General features: G+C 65.8%; 18 protein-coding genes. 5 read left to right on the top strand and 13 right to left on the bottom strand.

The genetic code is table 11. The features are described from left to right. Positions 1-13: 13 nt before the first annotated feature. Genes F8O07_RS04090 through guaB form a run of 3 tightly spaced genes read right to left on the bottom strand, consistent with a single transcriptional unit; the run spans position 14 to position 3,755 of the window. Positions 14-1,075, bottom strand: coding sequence for an SURF1 family cytochrome oxidase biogenesis protein (locus F8O07_RS04090; protein ID WP_158030862.1), 1,062 nt, complete (start codon positions 1,073-1,075; stop codon positions 14-16). Positions 1,076-1,082: 7 nt separating this feature from the next. Next, positions 1,083-2,204: a GuaB3 family IMP dehydrogenase-related protein gene (locus tag F8O07_RS04085; protein WP_158030861.1), complete on the bottom strand. Its 1,122-nt coding sequence runs from the start codon at positions 2,202-2,204 to the stop codon at positions 1,083-1,085. A gap of 48 nt (positions 2,205-2,252) precedes the next feature. Then, positions 2,253-3,755 (bottom strand): IMP dehydrogenase, encoded by a 1,503-nt coding sequence (gene guaB, locus F8O07_RS04080; protein WP_158030860.1) that lies wholly within the window; start codon positions 3,753-3,755, stop codon positions 2,253-2,255. Positions 3,756-3,930: 175 nt separating this feature from the next. Between guaB and F8O07_RS04075 the strand changes: the two genes are divergently transcribed. From F8O07_RS04075 to F8O07_RS04060, 4 genes are read left to right on the top strand one after another with little or no spacing between them, the layout of a single operon-like run. Beyond that, complete coding sequence (locus tag F8O07_RS04075; RefSeq protein ID WP_225733170.1) at positions 3,931-4,875, top strand: branched-chain amino acid ABC transporter permease; 945 nt, start codon at positions 3,931-3,933, stop codon at positions 4,873-4,875. 9 nt (positions 4,876-4,884) lie between these two features. Beyond that, entirely contained in the window at positions 4,885-5,859 is a 975-nt protein-coding gene (locus F8O07_RS04070; RefSeq protein WP_158030858.1) for a branched-chain amino acid ABC transporter permease, read from the top strand. Beyond that, the gene (locus tag F8O07_RS04065) at positions 5,852-7,018 is read left to right on the top strand and encodes an ABC transporter ATP-binding protein (protein WP_158030857.1); all 1,167 of its coding nucleotides are present in this window, start codon (positions 5,852-5,854) and stop codon (positions 7,016-7,018) included. Before F8O07_RS04070 ends, F8O07_RS04065 begins: the two co-directional genes overlap by 8 nt. After that, a complete protein-coding gene (locus F8O07_RS04060; protein ID WP_158030856.1) occupies positions 7,015-7,752 on the top strand; it encodes an ABC transporter ATP-binding protein in 738 nt (245 codons plus the stop codon). Before F8O07_RS04065 ends, F8O07_RS04060 begins: the two co-directional genes overlap by 4 nt. Positions 7,753-8,857: 1,105 nt before the next feature. On the opposite strand, the gene F8O07_RS04055 is transcribed toward F8O07_RS04060, so the two are convergent. Next, entirely contained in the window at positions 8,858-10,120 is a 1,263-nt protein-coding gene (locus F8O07_RS04055; protein ID WP_158030855.1) for an ABC transporter substrate-binding protein, read from the bottom strand. Between the two features lie 556 nt (positions 10,121-10,676). Then, a complete protein-coding gene (gene groES, locus F8O07_RS04050) occupies positions 10,677-10,970 on the bottom strand; it encodes a co-chaperone GroES (protein WP_158030854.1) in 294 nt (97 codons plus the stop codon). A gap of 165 nt (positions 10,971-11,135) precedes the next feature. Here groES and F8O07_RS04045 point away from each other — a divergent pair, with 165 nt between their 5' ends. Continuing rightward, a complete protein-coding gene (locus F8O07_RS04045) occupies positions 11,136-12,752 on the top strand; it encodes a class I SAM-dependent methyltransferase (protein ID WP_158030853.1) in 1,617 nt (538 codons plus the stop codon). A gap of 220 nt (positions 12,753-12,972) precedes the next feature. On the opposite strand, the gene F8O07_RS04040 is transcribed toward F8O07_RS04045, so the two are convergent. The 8 genes from F8O07_RS04040 to glmS form a co-directional block, all read right to left on the bottom strand. After that, positions 12,973-13,641, bottom strand: a complete 669-nt coding sequence (locus F8O07_RS04040; protein WP_192496627.1) for a DUF4190 domain-containing protein — start codon at positions 13,639-13,641, stop codon at positions 12,973-12,975. 120 nt (positions 13,642-13,761) lie between these two features. Beyond that, on the bottom strand, positions 13,762-14,922 hold the full coding sequence (gene tsaD, locus F8O07_RS04035) for a tRNA (adenosine(37)-N6)-threonylcarbamoyltransferase complex transferase subunit TsaD (protein WP_158030851.1): 1,161 nt from the start codon (positions 14,920-14,922) through the stop codon (positions 13,762-13,764). After that, the gene (rimI, locus tag F8O07_RS04030; RefSeq protein ID WP_225733169.1) at positions 14,915-15,556 is read right to left on the bottom strand and encodes a ribosomal protein S18-alanine N-acetyltransferase; all 642 of its coding nucleotides are present in this window, start codon (positions 15,554-15,556) and stop codon (positions 14,915-14,917) included. Before rimI ends, tsaD begins: the two co-directional genes overlap by 8 nt. A 2-nt stretch (positions 15,557-15,558) precedes the next feature. Then, entirely contained in the window at positions 15,559-16,170 is a 612-nt protein-coding gene (gene tsaB / locus F8O07_RS04025; protein ID WP_158030850.1) for a tRNA (adenosine(37)-N6)-threonylcarbamoyltransferase complex dimerization subunit type 1 TsaB, read from the bottom strand. Next, a complete protein-coding gene (gene tsaE / locus F8O07_RS04020; protein WP_225733168.1) occupies positions 16,167-16,739 on the bottom strand; it encodes a tRNA (adenosine(37)-N6)-threonylcarbamoyltransferase complex ATPase subunit type 1 TsaE in 573 nt (190 codons plus the stop codon). Before tsaE ends, tsaB begins: the two co-directional genes overlap by 4 nt. Next, entirely contained in the window at positions 16,732-17,928 is a 1,197-nt protein-coding gene (gene alr, locus F8O07_RS04015; protein WP_158030848.1) for an alanine racemase, read from the bottom strand. The genes tsaE and alr overlap by 8 nt, the downstream gene beginning before the upstream one ends. 119 nt (positions 17,929-18,047) lie before the next feature. Further along, a complete protein-coding gene (locus F8O07_RS04010) occupies positions 18,048-18,527 on the bottom strand; it encodes a holo-ACP synthase (protein ID WP_158030847.1) in 480 nt (159 codons plus the stop codon). Between the two features lie 18 nt (positions 18,528-18,545). Beyond that, positions 18,546-20,396, bottom strand: a complete 1,851-nt coding sequence (gene glmS / locus F8O07_RS04005) for a glutamine--fructose-6-phosphate transaminase (isomerizing) (protein ID WP_158030846.1) — start codon at positions 20,394-20,396, stop codon at positions 18,546-18,548. Between the last annotated feature and the right edge of the window lie 2 nt (positions 20,397-20,398).

Here is a 20,398-nt window from a genome sequence, read left to right as displayed (position 1 = left end):
CTAACGCGGGCGCTCATCGCACGGCGACACGGCGCAGCAGCTCGAGCTGTTCGCGTTCCTGCGCGGCATATTCGAGACCGTGCTCGTACTCGTCACGGCCGAGGCGCCACCACAGGAACAGAGAGAAGGCTGCGAAGACCACCCACTCGGCGGCGTAGAAGATGTTCATCCAGTTGATCTGCGCTTCAGTCGAGGGCGGCGGCGAGTAGATCGTCTGCAGGTTGCTGCCGACCACCGCGGGAACGCCGTCTGAGGCGACCAGGTACCCCTCGAACCATGGGCGGTCGTCGGTCTGCCACACGTTGATCAGCTCCGGTCCTGAGACCACCTGCGTGAGGTAGTCGGCGGCCGTGGTCTGCTGTTTCTCGACGCCTTCGAACGGCATGATGCGCCCGCTCAGCTGCAGCGTCCCTGTGCTCAGGGCCATCGCATCCCCGTCAGCGCCGGCTGCGCCGACCTCGCCTGGCGCGGCATTCGCCAAAGCCTCGGCGCGGTCGCGTGTAGATCGGGCCTGGTCGAGGTCGGGCGCCCACCCGAGGGCCACGGACAGCACGGCTCCGGCGGGCGCTTGGGGAGCCTCCACCGAGAGGCCCACCACGACCCAGTAGCCGAGCGCATTGCCCTCGCGGTCACGGGCCTCGCCAGTCTCGCCGGACGCGTTCTGCTGGGTGCGGTTCGCAACGATCGTGGCCGTTCCCGGAAGCACCGTGCCCGACACGGTCGCACGCTGCTCGATGGCCTGCACGTTCATGGTCTGACCCGGCGTGAGCAGATCGGTGAGAGGCCGCGCAGTCTCGGTCTGACGACTGCCGTCGTCTCCCGGAGTCACCGCACGCATCGCCTGCCACCAGCCCAGCCCGAGGAACCCGGCCACGATCAGGAGCACGACGAACAGTGCGCCGAGCCACTTCGCCGTCAGCAGCACCGACAGCGTCGAGCGCGGCGGCTCTGAGAGCTCCGCCTCGAGCTCGTCGATCAGAAGATTGGCCTCGGCCGCCCCGATGCGTCGCGGCGTCTGGATGCCCGGCGCAGCGGACTCCGACCGTGTGTTCGAGTCGGGCACAGATTCGGACACGTCTGGTTCAGGCCTCGTAGTGCGAGACGGTGACTGCGACCTTCTGGAACTCCTTGAGCTCGGTGTATCCAGTGGTCGACATCGACTTGCGCAGCGAGCCGATCAGGTTCGTCGTGCCGGTGGCGTCGTGCGCCGGGCCGAAGAGCACCTGCTCGAGCGGTCCGACGCTGCCGACCTGCACGCGGCGACCGCGTGGCAGCTCAGCGTGATGCGCCTCGGCACCCCAGTGGTAGCCGCCGCCGGGAGCCTCGTTCGCACGGGCGAGCGCCGTGCCGAGCATGACCGCGTCGGCACCGCAGGCGAAGGCCTTCGGAATGTCACCGCCGAAGCCCAGGCTGCCGTCACAGATGATGTGCACGTAACGACCGCCCGACTCGTCGAGGTAGTCGCGGCGGGCGCCGGCGACGTCGGCCACGGTGGTCGCCATCGGCGTGCGCAGGCCCAGCGTCTTCAATGAGGATGACGTGGCGCCTCCGCCGAATCCGGCCAGCACGCCTGCAGCGCCGGTTCGCATCAGATGCAGAGCGGTCGTATAGGTGCCCGCACCGCCCACGATGACCGGCACGTCGAGTTCGTAGATGAACTTCTTGAGGTTCAGCGGCTCAGTGGTCGCCGACACGTGCTCTGCCGAGACCGTCGTGCCGCGGATGACGAAGAGGTCGACTCCCGCATCGAGCACCGTCTGGTAGAACTGCTGCGTGCGCTGCGGCGAGAGCGCCCCGGCAACGGTCACGCCGGCGGCACGAATCTGCTCGAGCCGCTCGGTGATCAGCTCGGCCTTGACCGGCTCTGCGTAGACCTCCTGCAGCACCCGCCCGGCCTGATCGTCGTTGGCCTCGCGAATGCGCCGGTAGGCGTCGGTCGGGTCTTCGTAGCGCGTCCACAGGCCCTCGAGATCGAGCACGCCGAGCCCGCCGGCGCGCCCGAGGGCGATGACGGTCTCAGGCGAGGCGGCCGAGTCCATCGGCGCGCCGACGACGGGCAGATCGAAGTGGTAGGCGTCGATGCTCCAGTTCACCGACACGTCGCCGGCATCACGGGTGCGCCGATCGGGCACCACTGCGATGTCACTGAAGCCGTAGCCTCGCCGACCGGTTTTCGACACGCCGATCTGCACTGTCTCACTCATGATTCCTCGTTCATCCCTCGTCTGTTTGCTGCGACTGCGGCGTTCGGTCTACCGACCGTGGTAGTTCGGGGCCTCGATGACCATCTGCACATCGTGCGGGTGGCTCTCTTTGAGGCCGGCCGGCGTGATGCGCACGAACTTGCCGTTCTCTTTGAGCTGCTCGATGTTCTCGGCCCCCACATAGAACATCGACTGGCGCAGACCGCCGATGAGCTGATAGGTGACGGCCTCGAGCGGGCCGCGGTAGGGCACCTGCCCCTCGATGCCCTCGGGAATCAGTTTGTCGTCGCTGGGCACATCGGCCTGGAAGTAGCGGTCACGTGCGTAACTCGTGCGCTGGCCGCGCGTCTGCAGCGCACCCAGTGACCCCATGCCGCGGTACTGCTTGAACTGCTTGCCATGCTCGAACACGAGCTCTCCCGGGCTCTCATCGGTTCCGGCGAGCAGCGAGCCGAGCATCACGGTGTCGGCACCGGCGACCAACGCCTTGGCGATGTCGCCCGAATGCTGCAGGCCGCCGTCGGCGATCAGCGGCACACCGGCGGGGATGGTCGCCTTCGACGCCTCGTAGATTGCCGACACCTGCGGCACGCCCACACCGGCGACGATGCGAGTGGTGCAGATCGAGCCGGGTCCGACGCCGACCTTGACGGCATCGACGCCGGCGTCGACCAGCGCCTGCGCACCCTCGCGGGTCGCGATGTTGCCGCCCACGACCTGCACGTGCTTGGTCGCCGGGTCGGTCTTCAGGCGTTTGACGATGTCGTGCTCGCCCTTCGAATCACCGTTGGCGGTGTCGGTGACGATGACGTCGACGCCGGCCTCGACCAGTGCGCAGGCGCGTTCCCAGGCATCGCCGAACACGCCGATGGCCGCACCGACGAGCAGACGGCCGGAGCCGTCTTTGCTCGCGTGCGGGTACTTCTCGGCCTTGTCGAAGTCTTTGACGGTGATCAGGCCTTTGAGGTGCCCCTCGTCGTCGATCAGCGGCAGCTTCTCGATCTTGTGGGTGGCGAAGGTTCGGTAGGCCTCTTCGCGGCTGATGCCCACCTTGCCGGTGAACAGCTTGCCTTTGGTCATAACGTCTTTGACGAGGGTGTTCTCACGCTCGTCGACCGGCACCCAGCGGATGTCGCGGTTCGAGATGATGCCGACGAGCACGTTGTCTTCGTCGACCACAGGCAGCCCTGAGACCTTGAACTGGCCGCAGATGTCGTCGACCTCCTGCACCGTCGCCTCAGGAGAGGTCGACAGCGGATCGGTGATCATGCCCGACTCTGAACGCTTCACGAGGTCGACCTGGCGGGCCTGGTCTTCGATCGAGAGGTTGCGGTGCAGCACGCCGATGCCACCCTGGCGGGCCAGAGCGATCGCGAGACGTGCCTCAGTGACGGTGTCCATCGCTGATGACAGCAGGGGGATGTTGATCGACAGCTCACGGGTCAGGCGGGTCTTGGTGTTGACCTCGCTGGGAATGACGTTGGTGTGGCCGGGCAGCAGCAGCACATCGTCATAAGTGAGACCGGTGTAGGCAAAGGGGTCGTGTGCCATTTCTTCCTTCCAGACGCGGTGCGCTCAGTCTACCCCGACTCCTGTGTAACATTGGCGACACAAAAGCGAGGTAGCTTGTGTGCCACCCGTCGCAACCCCCTGAGGGTGGTGACGGTGACGCGTGCGGCATCCCACGCGTCCATCGCCAAACGGGGAGGCTCAGTTGACAACGGCCTTGACAGCAAGTGCGCTCGCTCACGCGGCGCCCACAGTCGTGCTCGCACAGGAGGGCGGCGGTTTTCTCACCGACCAGTTCGTGCCGAGCCTGATCAACGGGGTGATCTTCGGACTCATCCTCGCGCTCGCATCGATCGGGGTGTCGCTGATCTACGGAACGACGAAGCTCAACAACTTCGCACACGGTGAGCTGGTCACATTCGGCGGCTTCGTCGCCGTGACCGCGATGACCACGCTGGCGCTGCCAGCCTGGATCGCCGTGATCCTGGCCTTCGTGGTCGGCGGCGTCTTCGGCTGGGTGCAGGATGCCGCCCTCTGGAAGCCCCTGCGCAAGAAGCGAGTGGGCATCATCCCGCTGATGATCGTGAGCATCGGCCTCTCGCTCGCGCTGCGCTACCTCTACGCCTTTCTCTTCGGCCCCGACCGCATCGTGATGCCGGTGTCGAGTGACGCCTGGCTCGTGCTGGGCTCGGTGCGGCTTCGCCAGTGGGACGTGCTCGGTTCGCTGGTGGCCATCGTGCTGCTCATCGTCACCGCGGCGCTGCTGACGAAATCCCGCATCGGCAAGGCCACGCGCGCCGTCGCCGACAACCCGGCGCTGGCATCCGCATCAGGCATCGACGTCAACCGGATCATTCGGGTGGTGTGGACGGGCGGCACCGCACTCGCGGCCGTCGCCGGCGTGCTGCTCGCGTTCTATCAGACGCAGCAGTGGGACACCGGCGCGTCGATTCTGCTGCTCATCTTCGCATCGGTCGTGCTCGGCGGCCTCGGCACCGCATACGGCGCTCTCGTCGGTGCCCTCATCATCGGCATCGCAGTGAATCTCTCCAGTCTGTTCCTGCCGGGCAGCCTCAAGTACGTCACGGCGCTCGTGATCATGATCGTGGTGCTGCTGGTTCGCCCGCAGGGCATCCTCGGTCGCAGAGAACGCATCGGATAAGGGGCAACCATGGATCTGTCGTTCATCTCACAGGCTCTCGGCGAGATCATCTCGCCGACCACGGCGGCCTACGCGCTCGCCGCACTCGGTCTTTCGATTCACTTCGGCTACACCGGGCTGCTCAACTTCGGCCAGGCCGGCTTCATGGCCGTCGGCGGGTACTTCTTCGCCATCACGTCGAACACCTTCGGGGTGCCGTTCTTCGTCGGGCTGCTGTTCAGCATCCTCGGAGCCGTGCTCTTCGGGCTGCTGCTCGGCATACCGACGCTGCGCCTGCGCGCCGACTACCTCAGCATCGTGACGATCGCAGCCGCCGAGATCATCAGGCTGGTGGCCAAGACCCCTGAGCTCTCGTGGCTCACCGGTGGTTCTGCCGGCATGCAGAGCGGCTCCGACTCGTTCCAGTCGCTCAACCCGATCCCCGTCGGCCTCTATGAGATCGGTCCGCTGACCTACACCGAAGAGGATCTCTGGACGATCATCTTCGCGTGGGTCGTCGTCGCCCTCTCGATGCTCTTGGTCTGGCGTCTGGTGCGCAGCCCCTGGGGTCGCGTGGTCAAAGCCATCAGAGAAGACGAGGATGCCGTTCGCTCGCTCGGCAAGAACGTCTTCGCCTACAAGATGCAGGTGCTGATTCTCGGCGGCGTTCTAGGCGGCCTCGGAGGCATGATCTTCGTGCTGCCGCGGTCGGTGCAGCCGGATAACTTCGGCACGCAGACGACGTTCTTCCTCTGGACGATCATGCTGCTCGGCGGCGCCGCCACGGTCTTCGGCCCCATCGTCGGCTCGATGATCTTCTGGGTGGTCATCGTCGCGACCGACGGCATCGTGTCGCTGCTGGTCAGCGAAGAGATCCTGCCGATCACCGGCGTCCAAGGAGGCCAGGTGCGCTTCATCCTCGTGGGCGTCGCGCTCATGCTGCTCGTGATTTTCAGACCTCAGGGTCTGTTCGGAAAGAAGTCGGAGGTGTACTTCAATGCCTGACACTCCCCTCACACCAGTGCCCGAGCCGCAGCCGTCAGATCCCACGGCGCACGCCGTCGGCGAGACGTCGCAGGGCGGTTCGACTGTGGCAGCCTCCTCAGGCGGCGCACGCCCGATCGCAGCGGAGCCCGCCGCGCCAGGATGCAAGAAGACCGACCCGATCGTCGTCGCAGACGACATCACCCGCTCATTCGGCGGCAACACCGCCGTCGATGTGGAGCACGTCGAGATTCCGCGCGGCGTCATCACCGCACTGATCGGCCCGAACGGCGCCGGCAAGACCACGCTGTTCAACCTGCTCAGCGGCTTTGACAAGCCGAACACGGGCCGCTGGTCGTTCGACGGCACCACGCTGTCGGGCATCCCCTCGTTCAAAGTGTCGCGTCTGGGGCAGGTTCGCACCTTCCAGCTGACCAAGTCGCTGGCGATGCTGAGCGTGCTCGAGAACATGAAGCTGGGCGCCAAGGATCAGCGTGGCGAGCACTTCTGGAGCGCCTTGTGGCCACCAGCGTGGAAGAGCCAGGAGAAGGCGATCGAGGCGAAGGCCATGGGCCTGCTCGAGAAGTTCCTGCTCGACAAGAAGAAGGACGACTACGCTGCGGCGCTCAGCGGCGGGCAGCGCAAACTGCTCGAGATGGCGCGTGCGCTGATGAGCGACCCGCAGTTCGTCATGCTCGACGAGCCGATGGCGGGTGTCAACCCGGCGCTGACGCAGTCTCTGCTCGGTCACATCGTGCGGCTGAAAGACGACGGCATGACCGTGCTCTTCGTCGAGCACGACATGCACATGGTGCAGGCGATCGCCGACTGGGTGATCGTGATGGCGGAGGGCCGCATCGTGGCCGAAGGCGAGCCCGGCGTGGTCATGCAGGATCCAGCTGTGATCGACGCATATCTGGGATCGAACAAAGATCGCGACCTCGGTGAGGTGGTGGCCGAGATCCGCGCCGAGCACCGTGCGACCGAAAGGCCGCAGGGCGGTGCGAGCCCGGCATCCGGCGCAGGCTCAGCCCCACGTGCAGCCGGCGGTTCGCAGGCCGACGCGAGCACAGCATCCGGCGTTGACTCAGCACCGCCCGCAACCAGCAGTTCGCATGGCGACACGAGCAGAGCATCCGGTGCTCACGCGGCCGGCACCACTGAGGAGGACCCACGATGACCGAGCGCGTTCTTGAGACGAAGGATCTGGTCGCGGGGTATCTGCCCGGCGTGAACATTCTGAACGGGTGCAACACCTATGTCGAGCGAGGCGAACTCGTCGGTATCATCGGCCCGAACGGCGCTGGCAAGTCGACGCTGCTGAAGACGGTGTTCGGCATGGTGAGCGTGCGCTCGGGCAGCGTCGTGCTCGACGGGCGCGACATCACCGGTCTGAAGGCCGACAAGCTGGTTCGCGCCGGCGTCGGGTTCGTGCCGCAGACCGAGAATGTGTTTCCGAGTCTGACCATTCGCGAGAACCTCGAGATGGGGTGCTTTCAGAAGCCGAAGCTGTTCGGGCCGCGGCTGGAGTTCGTGACCTCCCTCTTTCCGGAGCTGTCGAAGCGTCTGGGGCAGCGTGCCGGCGGGCTCTCTGGCGGTGAGCGCCAGATGGTCGCCATGTCGCGGGCGCTGATGATGGATCCGAAGGTGCTGCTGCTCGACGAGCCCTCGGCGGGGCTGTCGCCAGTGCGGCAGGACGAGACGTTCCTGAATGTGGCGCGCATCAACGCCGCCGGGGTGTCGGTGATGCTGGTCGAGCAGAATGCGCGGCGCGCGCTGCAGATCTGCGATCGCGGATATGTGCTCGATCAGGGCAAAGACGCCTATGTTGGACCTGGTCATATGCTGCTGAATGACCCGAAGGTGATCAAGCTGTACTTGGGCACCTTGGCCGAGGATCACACCGCGGGGTAGGCGTCGGGCGCGGTCGTCGCGCATGTGTGCCGGGCGGTAGCTGGGCGGTAGCTGGGCGGTAGCTGGGCGGTAGCTGGGCGGTAGCTGGGGATGGTTGGGTACAGTCGGTGGCTGGCATCGGTCGGTGGTGGCTTTGCACACAGTTGACTGAGCAGGTGCATGCTTTGCACCCCCCTGAGCAGCTGCAGCTTTACACACAGTCGACTGAGCAGCTGCATGCTTTGCCCACAGTGGGCAGAGCAACTGCGACTCCGCAGTCTAGAGTACCGGCCGGCCAAGCACCCTCACCCAGCAGGAGCACCCTCACCCAGCAGGAGCATCCTCACCCAGCAGGAGCATTTGTGCCCAGCAGGAGCATTGTGCCCAACAGGAGCATTCGCACCAGGCAGGAGCAGATTTAGGCTTTCTCCAGGTCCTGTTTAGTTCATTTGCTCCTCTTCGACGCATTTGCTCCTGCTCGGCAGAGGCGATGTCGAGCTCTGTGCGCGAATGCTCCGAATCCGACGCATCTTCACGGCAAATGCCGACCTCAAGACGTGGCAGCCTGCAGTCAGCTCCGCGCTGTTGCCCCAGACCTTCGTGATGATGTGAGAGAGAGAACGACGCTGTGAGGACTTTGCTCACTCATCGCCCAAGCAGCAGTGCCGATGTCGTCAGCACCACCACACGCATGAACACAGGATTGTTCTCACAGAATCAGATCGAGCTCCTAGACGCATTCCTTCCGTGCTTCACGGCACACACCTGCGCATACCCACCGTGCTTCACGGCACGCATCTGGACATACCCGCGCAGAGCATACCCGCACAGCATGCACATGCACAGCACACAGGCGCTCAGCACGCAGCTGCGTGGAAACACACCGGCAAGCATGCAGAGCAGCAACACACAACACCCCGCTGCGCCCTACAGATCACAACCATGACCCCCCCCGCAACACCTGGTACTCCCCCAAACCACCACAGCCAACGCCCACAACACGCCGCCACCACAGACCACACAACACCCAACACAGCGCCACGCTGCGCCGCACCGCACACACCCAAAACGCAGAGATGGGGCCGTCCCGAAGGACGACCCCATCAGATCAAATGCCTGCCGAGAGTCAGCTGGCCGAGACCTCTTCCTGACGCTTGAACGTCGTGGTGTTGTTGGCATCAGTGACCCCGTAGAACGAGATCGTCGCCTTGGTCACATCACCGTTGCCATCGAAGTCGATCGGCCCTGAGAAGCCGTCGTAGTCGATGTCCTTGCCATCTTTGATGAGCGCAGCGCAGTCCTTGAACGACGTGCACTTCTCGCCGCCTTCTGAGACTGACTGCAGGTTGTCTTTGATGGTGGTGCCGTCGGTCTTGCCGCCCTGCAGCGCCGCAAGCGCCGCAAGCACCGTCGCGTCGTACATCTCGGGTGCGTAGACGGTCGAAGTCAGAGAGCCACCGGCCTGCTGCTTGACGCGGTTGATGAAGTCATCGAGGCCCTCGTACGGACCGGGCTGTGAGAAGGTCGCCCCCTGGATGGAGGTGTCGCCTGACTTCATGATGCCGTTGTTGCCGTCTGTGCCGTACAGCTTGGCAAAGTCGAAACCGTTCGTCTGCAGAGTCTGCACAACGCCCTTGAACTGGTCGAACGAGATGGCCACGAGAGCATCGGGGTTGCCGCTGATCGCCTGTGACACCTCGCTCGAGATGTCCTTGGCCGCAGGATCGAACGACTGCTCCTTCGACACGGTGCCGCCCTCGGCCTCGATCGACGCCTTGACCGCATCCTTCAGACCCGAGCCGTAGTCGTCGTTCATGAACAGAATCGCCACGTTCTTCTTGCCATCGGCGACAATCTGCTTGCCGAGGCTCTTGCCCTGCAGCAGGTCAGAGGGAGCAGTCCTCCAGTAGTATCCGCCGTTGTCATCGATGTTCGTGAAGCTGGGCGAGGTGTTCGAAGCCGAGATCTGCACGACCTGACGCTTCGAGACCGTCGGCAGCACGTTCTTCGATGCCGCCGAAGAGGCCGCGCCGAGAATCACGGAGTTCTTCTCGATGAGCGACTTCGCCGACGTCGTCGCGGTGTCGGTGGTCGAGTCGCCCTCGTCTTTGATGTCGGTCTTGACCGTCAGGCCGGCGTCTGCGGCATTGATGTCTGACGACGCAAGCTCGATGGCTGCGGTAAGCGTCGGCCCCATGAACGACAACGAACCGGTCTGCGGCACAAGACCGCCGATGTTCAGGGTCGAGTCGTCACCGCTGCCCGTCGAGCCTCCCGACTTCGCGCATCCGGTCAACGCCAGCGCTGCAACAGCGCCAATGGCGATGAACTGGGCTCCGCGTCGCATGAACGTCGACCCGAACTTCCGTGCGTTGGATTCTGTTGTCATATGTACTCCTGCTCCTTTGCATCGAGTTCTCCTCGTGCGCTCATGACGTTATGTGCGCAGAGTTACGCCAGTATATCCAAGTGTTTCGTCCTGATTTCGCCGCGTCGTCGGCTACACACGAATCCGTTGGCGAGTCGTATATGTTCTGGGCCTGCGGATGCTCGCCCGGCTAAGATCTTTTGCCTCAGCCGCGAGGGCGAATCGGTACCCCAGAGGCACAGCACGCAGAAGCAGGCGGGGCGACGAGCGCGCAGCAGGGCGCGAGCGCCAGCGGAGACACAGACTTGCAGACGGGCACACAGGCTCAGGCACGCACACAAGCCCATGCACGCACACAGACGTGCAGACAGACACGCAGGCAGGCAGCCGCACGGACACGCAGGCTCACAGCCACACAGGCCCACACACGCACGTCGCGAGCAGACGCGCAGACAGACAGGCCACACAGACACGCAGAGGGCGGAGACGCCGAAGCATCTCCGCCCTCTGCACGGCGAGACGCGCTCTGCACGCCTCAGCCGAAGAGTCTCAACCGTTCAGACTCGAGTGACCAGTCTCAGTCAACGATCGCGAGCAGATCGCGAGCCGACAGCACGAGGAAGTCCTCGCCGCCGAACTTGACCTCGGTGCCGCCGTACTTGCTGAAGAGCACCTTGTCGCCGACCTTGACGTCGACCGGGATGCGATTGCCCTTGTCGTCAACGCGGCCGGGACCCACAGCGACGACCTCAGCCGTGCTGGGCTTCTCTTTCGCGGTGTCGGGGATGACCAGACCTGAAGCAGTGGTCTGCTCCTGCTCGACCAGCTTGACAGCAACGCGATCTTCGAGTGGCTTGATGGAAACCGACACTTGTGACCTCTTCCTTTTCATCCATTTCATTGGACTGAATGAACACAACTGAGGCACCCTCCATGGGTGCAATTAGAACTGTAGCCACGTGTTAGCACTCGTGCAACCCGAGTGCTAATCGTCGTCATACGAACCCGTGTCAGCGGCTCGTGCCACAATTGCAGCGTGACTCCCGAAGACGCCCGCACCCTGCTCACGCCAGAAGCGCTCGCGCTGCTCGACAGCCTCCCACCGATCGAGTCGCCCGAAGACGTGCTGCGCATCTCGACCCGCCTGCATAAAGAAGGCATCGCCCCGGCGCTGATCGCCGCCGCGCTCACCCAGGCGAAGCTGCGCCGCCGGGCTCGGGTCAAGTTCGGCGAGTTCAGCGACCGCATGCTGCTCACCGAAGACGGCGTGCAGCAGGCTACGCGGCTGCCCGTCGCAGCAGCGCATGCCTCTCGACTGACGCGAGCCGGCATCCGCCGAGTGGCTGACCTGGGGTGCGGCATCGGCGCTGATTCGCTTGCCTTCGCCGCCGCCGATGTGGATGTTCTGGCCGTCGACGCCGACCCGGTCACCGCCGCCTTCGCGGGCTTCAATCTCGCGCCCTGGCCGAACGTGCGGGTGCGACAGGCGCGGGCCGAAGACGTCGATCTCGCACGAGAGCTCGGCGGCCTCAGTGACGACCACTCAGTCGATGAGACTTCGACAGACGGTCGCGACGACAGCACAGAGAGGCGCTCTGACAGCGCCCGCGCAGCAGATGACAGCAATGCGCGCAGCAGCGAGACAGACGGCGGCACTGACATGAGACGCGATTCGGGCAGCAGCAATGCACACAGCAGTGATGCACGCAGCCGCACACAAGGTCAGAGCACTGGCGCAGTGTTTCTCGACCCGGCTCGGCGCGTCGCAGAGACCTCTGGCAGTACGTCGCACGAACACGCACACAACCGTGCCCCAGGGCGCGGGCGCGGATCGCACCGCACGTGGAACCCCGAGCAGTTCTCCCCCAGTCTCGACTGGGTGTTCGAGGTCGCACACCGGTGGCCGACCGGAGTCAAACTCGGGCCGGGTCTGCCGCACGAGCTGATCCCAGACGACGCCGAGGCCGAGTGGGTCTCTGACAACGGCAATGTCGTCGAGGTGTCGCTCTGGTTCGGAGCCCTGACCGAGCACCCCGGAGCGCGCAGCGCGCTGCTGCACGACGACACCGGCTGGCACCGCATCGTGAGCGACGGCAGCGACCCACAGGTGGGGTCACTGCAGCGCTGGCTCTACGAGCCCGACGGAGCGGTCATCCGAGCGCGCGCATTGGGCACCCTCGCCCAGCAGCACGACCTCTCGACGATCGACGATACGATCGCCTATCTGACCGGCTCAGAGCTCGTCGAGAGTCCGTTCATGCGCGGGTTCGAGGTGCTCGACGACCTGCCGTTCGACGAGCGCAAGGTGAAGGCCCGACTCGTCGAGCTGGGAGTTCCCCGGGTGACCGTGAAGAAGCGCGGTGCCGATATCGACCCCGCAGCGCTGGCCAAACAGTGGAACAGGCAGCTCGGCAAGGCACTGGGCAAGGCGCTGGGCAAGAGTGCCGCCAGCGCCACGATCATGACGGCAGACAAACAGGTCGACAGCGGCCCAGCAGATAGACATGCCAGTGCTGACGCTGCAGACGAATCAGGCACGACAACTACCTCGGCGGGGCCGACCGATCGATCAGGCCGGACGACCGGCGAGGCCATCGTGTTCGTCACACGAGTGGCCGGCCGTCACCGCGCGATTATCGCTCGTCGCATCTGACTGGCAAACGGCGACCTGAGACGCGGCGAGCGTTGATCAGAGCGGGCGCCCCGAAAACCCCGCGAGCAATTTGTCTCAAAGCACCACAGGCAGCGAGTGCACCTGCCAGCAGGGTTCTGACCCATTGCACGGACTCGGCCACCGCTAGGCCTCTGCTCCTCGATTCGGCCCCCTCAGCAGTGCTGCAGAGGAAGGTTCAGCCCTCAGCCGCGCAGCGGCGTCACACGTTCAGATTGTCGAGCTCGTCTCGCAGCTGATTGAGCTGATCCGGCGGCACGACGCCGTTCAGCGACGAGGGGTCGTTCATCAGCATGATCACCAGAATGATGCCCAGAATCAGAAACAACAGCCCCACGGCGACGGTGATGTAGCCCATGATGAGGCCCGCGAGCCCCATGCCGCGGCCCTGTTCGCCGCGCCGCTTGATCTGGCTCAGACCGATGTGCCCGGTGATGATCGCGACGATGCCCGGCAGACCGATCAGCTGAAAGAACGTGACGACAGAGAGCACGCCGCAGATCAGGCTGATGATCGAGAGCACGTTGGTCTTCGCATTCGGCAGCACCGAGCTGCCTTGGGGCGAGAAGCGCTGGGCGGGCACCGGCGTGCCGTACGGGTTCTGCTGCCCGTACTGCCCCGGCTGCCCCGGCTGGCTCTGACCAGGCTGCCCGTACTGCCCGTACTGCGGCTGCCCGACGGGCTGCTGCCGCGGATCCTGCTGCCACCCCTGCCGATCATTGCCAGCGGGCTGTGTCTCGGCGTCGTAGCCGGGTGCGTACTGCCCGTACTGCGGCGCCGGGCGCGGGCGTGACAACGCCTGATCGTCAGGCGCGCCCGATGCCGCTGCAGCGTCGTCTCGAGGTGAGCTGTTCGGGGTGTTCTCGCTCATGTGCATCCTTTCGAGGCCGATGCCTCGTCGGTTCTCTGGGTCAGTCTATGCGCGCTGCGATTCTGAGCGGCGCACCTCGGCCGCGGGTGCTGATCTGTGCCAAGTGATGACGGCGCCAGCCTAGCCTCGCGGTGCGACGTAGGCATCGGTGACCGGCAGCGTCGAGTCTGCTCCGAAGTCAAGCCCTGTCGGCGGTTTGCCGGCCATCACCAGCTGGGCACCGAGCGAGGCGATCATCGCGCCGTTGTCGGTGCAGAGCGACAGTGCCGGAATACGCAGGCTCACGCCGGCATCCACCGCACGCTCGGTCGCGACCTGACGCAGACGGGCGTTCGCGACCACGCCGCCGCCCAGCAGCAGTCGCGGCACGCCGTGGTCGGCGCAGGCCTTCAGCGCCTTGGTGACCAGCACGTCGACGACGGCCTCCTGAAAGCTCGCCGCGATGTCGGCGACCGGCAGTCCGGTCTCGGCCGCCGCGCGCGCGGCATCGTCGAGTTCGCCGCCCACCTGCTGCGCCTCCGCCTGCGAGACCCAGCGGGCCACGGCGGTCTTCAGCCCCGAGAACGAGAAATCGTACGGATGCCGGCGCAGGTCTTTCGCCGTGCTCAGGCCGCGAGGAAAGCGAATGGCCTTCGGGTCGCCGGCCTCAGCCGCCCGCTGGATGCGTGGGCCGCCCGGGTAGCCGAGTCCCAACAGACGTGCGGTCTTGTCGAAAGCCTCACCAGCCGCGTCATCGATGGTCTCACCGAGCAGCTCGACGTCGTCGACCAGATCGCGCACAAGCAGCAGCGAAGTGTGCCCGCCCGAGACGAGCAGGGCGATCGTCGGAGTCTCGAGGTGACCGCTGTCGAGAATCTCGGCGCCGACATGTCCGACGAGGTGGTTCACCGCATAGAGCGGTTTGCCGCTGCCGAGCGCGAGGCCTTTGGCCGCCGAGACGCCGACCATGAGAGCGCCGGCGAGTCCCGGGCCGCTCGTGACGGCGATCGCATCGACGTCGTTCATGGTGATGCCTGCGGTCTCAAGCGCCTGACGCAGCGTCGGGCCGAAGGCCTGCACGTGCGCGCGAGCCGCGACCTCGGGCACCACGCCGCCGAAGCGTGCGTGCTCCTCCATCGACGAGGCGACGGTGTTGGCCAGCAGGGTCGTGCCCTGCACGATTCCCACGCCGGTCTCGTCGCATGAGCTCTCGATGCCGAGCACGATGGGAGCGTCTGCTGCGGGTTTCGCAGAAGGCACAGCTGCCCCCGCAGAAGCTGCAGAGAGTATGGGTTCAGTCATTCGAGACTCCAAGTCTGCTGACGGTCTGGTTCACTGCCTCGTCGCGATCTGTGGGCTGTGCGGCAGTCGGTCCTGCTGCGTGCGCGCCTGGTGAGCTCAGACCCCGCGCGGCGGCCCAACGGTGCAGGTCGAGCCGCATCACGGTCGCATCCTCACCATCAGGCTGGTAGTAGCGCGGACGCGTACCGATCACGCCGAAGCCCTCGCTCTCGTAGAGTCCGCGAGCGACGGAGTTGCCAGCGCGGACCTCAAGAAAGAGCTGGTGCGCTCCCCTGGCTTTGGCCGTGGTGGCGAGGGCGGTCAGCAGGCGGCGGCCGATTCCCAGCCCGCGTGCTGCGGCATCCACCGCGATGGTGAGCACGTCGGCGTCTGATGCCCCGCGAGCCGCGAGCACCGCTGCGAACCCGAGCATCTCGGCCTCGTTCGACTCCGCACGCCGCTCGGCCACCCACACGGGGCTGTCCGGGCTCGCGACTGTCTCGGCGAGCATCGTCGGAGTCCACGGGTCGTCGGGAAAGCTCGCCTGCTCGATACGGCTGATCGGGGTGAGATCGGCCGTCATCGCCTCGCGCAGCGTCACGCCGTTCTGAGACGCTGCGGTCAGGGCGGTCTCGGCCCGGGCCACCTCGGCCACGGTCAGAGCACCTGCTTGGGCTTCGCGCGGCCCACGTCAGGCTGGCGCACGTAGATGGGGTCGGTGCCGCGCTGGTCGAGGCCTGCCTCGTGCCGCAGCCAGGCGATACGACCGAGGCCGGCAGCCGACACGTTCGGCGACATGACGACCTGTTCGCAGGTCTCTGGCCAGGTGTTGGGCTCGGTTCGGGCGGCACGGGTCTCATGCGGAATGCCGTGCTGGTCAAGGCAGTCGTACTCGGTCACGAAGACCTCATGCCGACGCGCGTCGGTGGCCACCGAGATGGGGCAGGGCTCAGCTGGAGCGAGCGCATCGACGGCGACGGCGTCATGACTGGGCACGCCGACGACCGGGCAGCCGACGCCTGCGGCGAACCCGACGCCAGCGGCGATGCCGACGCGCAGACCGGTGAAGGGGCCTGGGCCGACGCCCACCACCACGAGGTCGATCTCTTCTGCGGCGACGTCTGCCTCGTCGAGAGCCTCAGTGACGAGCGCACCCACGGCCTCGGCGTGCCCGCGGGTGTTCTGGTCGTCGCGCACAGCGATCGGGGTGCCGTCGCGCAGCAGCGCGATGCTGGTGCCGGCAGAGGTGTCGAGGGCGAGGATGATCATACGGCCTTCGATTCTACCCGTGCGGCGAGGTCGTGTGCACGGCGAGGCCCATGCGCTGCGATGATCACGGTGCGGGTCTGCGGTGCGGCAAAGAGATCGTCGGCGTCGTTCGACGCTTCGGCGGATGCTGCCTCGCCGTCGTCGCCGGGTGCGGCTGTGGGGTCGTCGGGTGCGTCCTCTTCAGGGATCAAGTCGATCGACACCCAGCTGTCGGCGAGCTGTCCGACCCAGTCGCGGCCCCACTCAATGACGGTGGCCGAGCCTTCGAGATCGAGGTCGAGATCGTCCAGCTCGATGCCACTGGTGAGACGATAGGCGTCGACGTGCACGAGTGGCGCGCCGCCGACCTGTGAGGGATGCGTGCGAGCGAGCACGAACGTGGGACTGGTCACCGGACCGCGCACGCCGAGGCCTTCGCCGAGCGAACGGGTCAGAGTGGTCTTGCCTGCGCCGAGCGGACCGTTCAGCACGAGCAGATCGCCGCGCTGCATGATCGAGCCGATGCGGCGACCGAGGTCTGCGACGTGCTGCTCGTCGACGCCGTGCAGCGTCGCGATGATGTCACGCACCGCGGGCCTGACTGCGGTCTGCGGCGTCGAGACGGCTTTCGGCATCGCCCTCGGCCGCACTGGCACGAGAAGTGTCGTTCTGATCCGCACCGTCCTGGTCGACATACACACGCTGCGGACGATCGCCGATGCGGGTCACGATCTCGTAGTTGATCGTTCCGGCAGACTCGGCCCAGAGCGTCGCCGAGGGCTCGCCGCGCTCGGGGTCGCCGAGGATGACTGCCTCGTCGCCGATGTGTACGTCGTCGTCACCCACGTCGATCACGAACTGATCCATCGCGATGCGTCCGGCCACGGGATAGATCTTGCCTCCGACGAGCACGCCGCCGCCCTCTGACGCCTGGCGCGGCAGGCCGTCTGCGTAGCCGAAGGGCACGAGGGCGAAGGTGGTCTCGCCCGGGGCGCGGTAGAGGTATCCGTACGATGCCGGAGTTCCCTCGGGCACACGTTTGATCTGCGCCACCTGCGTCGAGACGCGCATAACCGGCGTGAGCCCGAGATCGGCACTCGTGCGCTCGTCGGGCGACAGCCCGTACGAGCCGATGCCGATGCGAACCATGTCATAGCGGGCCTCGGGTCGGTCAAGCGCGACGCCGGTTGCGGCGATGTGCCGCAGACGCGGGTGGATGCCGTACTCGGCTGCCGTTTGCAGAGCATCGTCGAACACGCGCAGCTGGTCGGTGTCGTCGTCGACGCTGGTGTTCGACAGGTGCGACATCATGCCTTCGACGTCGATCTGACCGGCGGCCTGGAGTCGGGCTGCGGTCTCGAAGAAATGCGGCCACTGTGCACGTGTCGCGCCATTTCGCCCCAGCCCCGTGTCGATGGCCAGATGCACGGTACGCGCACCGGCCGCTGCCGCAGCCTCGATCTGGTCGGCGGTCGAGAGACCGAGTGTGATGTCGTGGCGCGCGGCATCGGTGAAGTCGGTGCCGGGCAGATGCAGCCAGGCGATGATCGGTTTGCCGAGGCCTGCCTTGCGGAGTCGCAGCGCCTCTTCGAGCGAGACCACGCCCAGATACGAGACGTCGGTCTGGTCAGCGACCTTGGCGAGCTCGACGGCGCCGTGTCCGTATGCGTTGGCCTTGAGCACGGCGAGCACCTTCGCGGGCTGCACCCGCTGCAGAATGGTCTCGAGGTTATGCCGGTAGGCGGCGCGATCGACGCGCACCTCTTGCAGAGAAGTCATGAACTCTATTGTCGCACTGCCGTGGACTGGTGAAGACATTTTCTCTCCGTCTGCGACGACATCCTTCGCCCGGCAGCGGCCGACTCTCGGCGGGGTTAGCCCAATGGCTCCCCGACGCCTCAGTCCAGCGTCTCAGCGACCACGAACGCCTGGGCCACCGGTGCGTCGTGCGTCAGCGACACGTGCAGGTGCAGCCCCCGGCTTTGCACATGCGAGGCGATCGCCCCCGTCAGCTCGAACCGAGGGGCACCATGGGCATCATTCATCACTGAGATGTCTGCGAAACGAAAACCTCGCACGCCGCCGCCCAGCGCTTTGATCAGTGCCTCTTTCGCAGCAAAGCGAGCCGCCAGCTGTTCGGGGCGCAGGGCCCTCGTCATGTGCTTCGGATGCTGCCCGACCGTTCCGGCATCCGTCGTCTCTTGATCTCGGTCGCCGTCCTGGCCGTCTGCGCCACGAAGCTTGTCCGTACCACGAAACTCGTCTGCGCCACGAAGCTCGAGAGGCGAGAACAGACGCTCACGCAGCTTTGGAGTGCGCTGCAGGTGCTCGGCAAACCGATCGAGGTTGACCGTGTCGAGGCCAATGCCTGCGATCATGGCGTGTGCCCGCAGCCGCTACTCGACCGTGACCGACTTCGCGAGGTTTCGCGGCTGGTCGACGTCAAGCCCCTTTGCCTCGGCGAGCTCCATCGCGAACACCTGCAACGGCACCACGGCGACGAAGGGCTGCATCAGCGCGGGCACCAGTGGCAGTGCGATGACCTCATCAGCGAAGGGCAGCACCGCAGTGTCGCCCTTCTCAGCGATCGCCAGCACGCGAGCTCCGCGAGCGCGGATCTCCTGAATGTTCGAGATCACCTTGGCGTGCAGCAACGGCGACTCGCGCGGGCTCGGCACCACGACGAACACCGGCAGGCCGGGCTCTATCAGGGCGATCGGCCCGTGTTTGAGCTCACCCGCGGCGAACCCCTCGGCGTGAATGTAGGCGAGCTCCTTGAGCTTGAGCGCGCCTTCGAGCGCAACCGGGTAGTCCACGTGACGCCCCAAGAACAGCACCGAGCGCGTGTCTGCCATCCAGTGGGCCAGGTTCGGAATCTCTTTGCTGGCCTCGACTGCCTCGGCAATCGCCGGCTGCAGCTGCGCGAGCTGTTCGGTGATCTCAGCGACCTCATCGCCGGTGAGTGTGCCGCGCACCGCAGCCAGGTGCAGCCCGAAGACATAAAGTGCCGCGATCTGGGCCACGAACGCCTTGGTCGAGGCGACGGCGACCTCGGGGCCGGCATAGGTGTAGATGACACCGTCAGACTCACGTGGAATCGTCGCACCCTGCGTGTTGCAGATCGAGAGCGTCTTGGCCCCCTGCTCGCTGGCCCAGCGAATGGCCATCAGGGTGTCCATGGTCTCGCCCGACTGCGAGATCGAGATGACCAGCACACGGTCGTCGAGAATCGGGTCGCGGTAGCGGAACTCATGCGAGAGTTCGACGCTGACCGGCACGCGGGTCCACTGCTGCAGCGCATAGGCCGCGGTCTGGCCGGCGTACGAGGCAGTGCCGCAGGCCACGATGATGATGCGGTCGATGTGCCTCAGCAGGTCGGCATCCACCGCGCCGAGCTGGTCGACGACCACGTGCCCGTCGGCGATGCGGCCGAGCAGCGTGTTGGCGACGGCCTCGGGCTGCTCCGAGATCTCTTTCGCCATGAAGCTCTTCCAGCCGCCCTTCTCAGCAGCCGTGGCGTCCCACTCGACCTCGAAGGGCTCGGGCTCGACCGCGTTGCCCTCGAAGTCGGTCACGTCGATCGAGTCGGCGGTGATGATCGCGATCTGATCCTGGCCGATCGCATAGGCGTGTGTCGTGAACTCGACGAAGGCGGCGACGTCTGAAGCGAGGAAGTTCTCGCCCGTGCCACGGCCGATCACCAGCGGCGAGTTGCGGCGGGCGCCGATCACGGTGCCGGGCTGATCTTGGTGCACCGCGAGCAGGGTGAATGCGCCTTCGAGTCGCTGCACGGTGGCGAGAAACGCCTGGTACAGGTCGCCGGTGCGGCGGTACTCACGGCCGAGCAGCACGGCTGCGACCTCGGTGTCTGTCTCTGAGATGAACTCGCAGCCCTCGTCGATGAGCTCCTGCTTGAGCTGCGAGAAGTTCTCGATGATGCCGTTGTGAATCACGGCGAGGCGCCCGTCGTCGCCCAGATGCGGGTGTGCGTTCACGTCGGTTGGGCCGCCATGCGTCGCCCACCGGGTGTGACCGATGCCGGTGCTGCCGGCCGCCAGCGGGGCATCCTCGATCGAATCGACCAGGTTCTGCAGCTTGCCGGCGCGCTTGCGCACACCGAGCGTGCCGTCTTCGGCGACGATTGCGACGCCTGCTGAGTCGTAGCCGCGATACTCGAGCCGGCGCAGGCCGTTGAGCAGCACGTCAAGGGTGTTTCCGGGGCCGACATAGCCGATGATTCCGCACATGG

Origin of the sequence: Pseudoclavibacter sp. CFCC 13796 (genome assembly GCF_008831185.1) — a bacterium.
In the GTDB taxonomy this organism is placed as follows: domain Bacteria; phylum Actinomycetota; class Actinomycetes; order Actinomycetales; family Microbacteriaceae; genus Pseudoclavibacter_A.
Note: the sequence above shows the minus strand (reverse complement) of the source record. Positions and strands in the feature narration are given on the sequence as shown.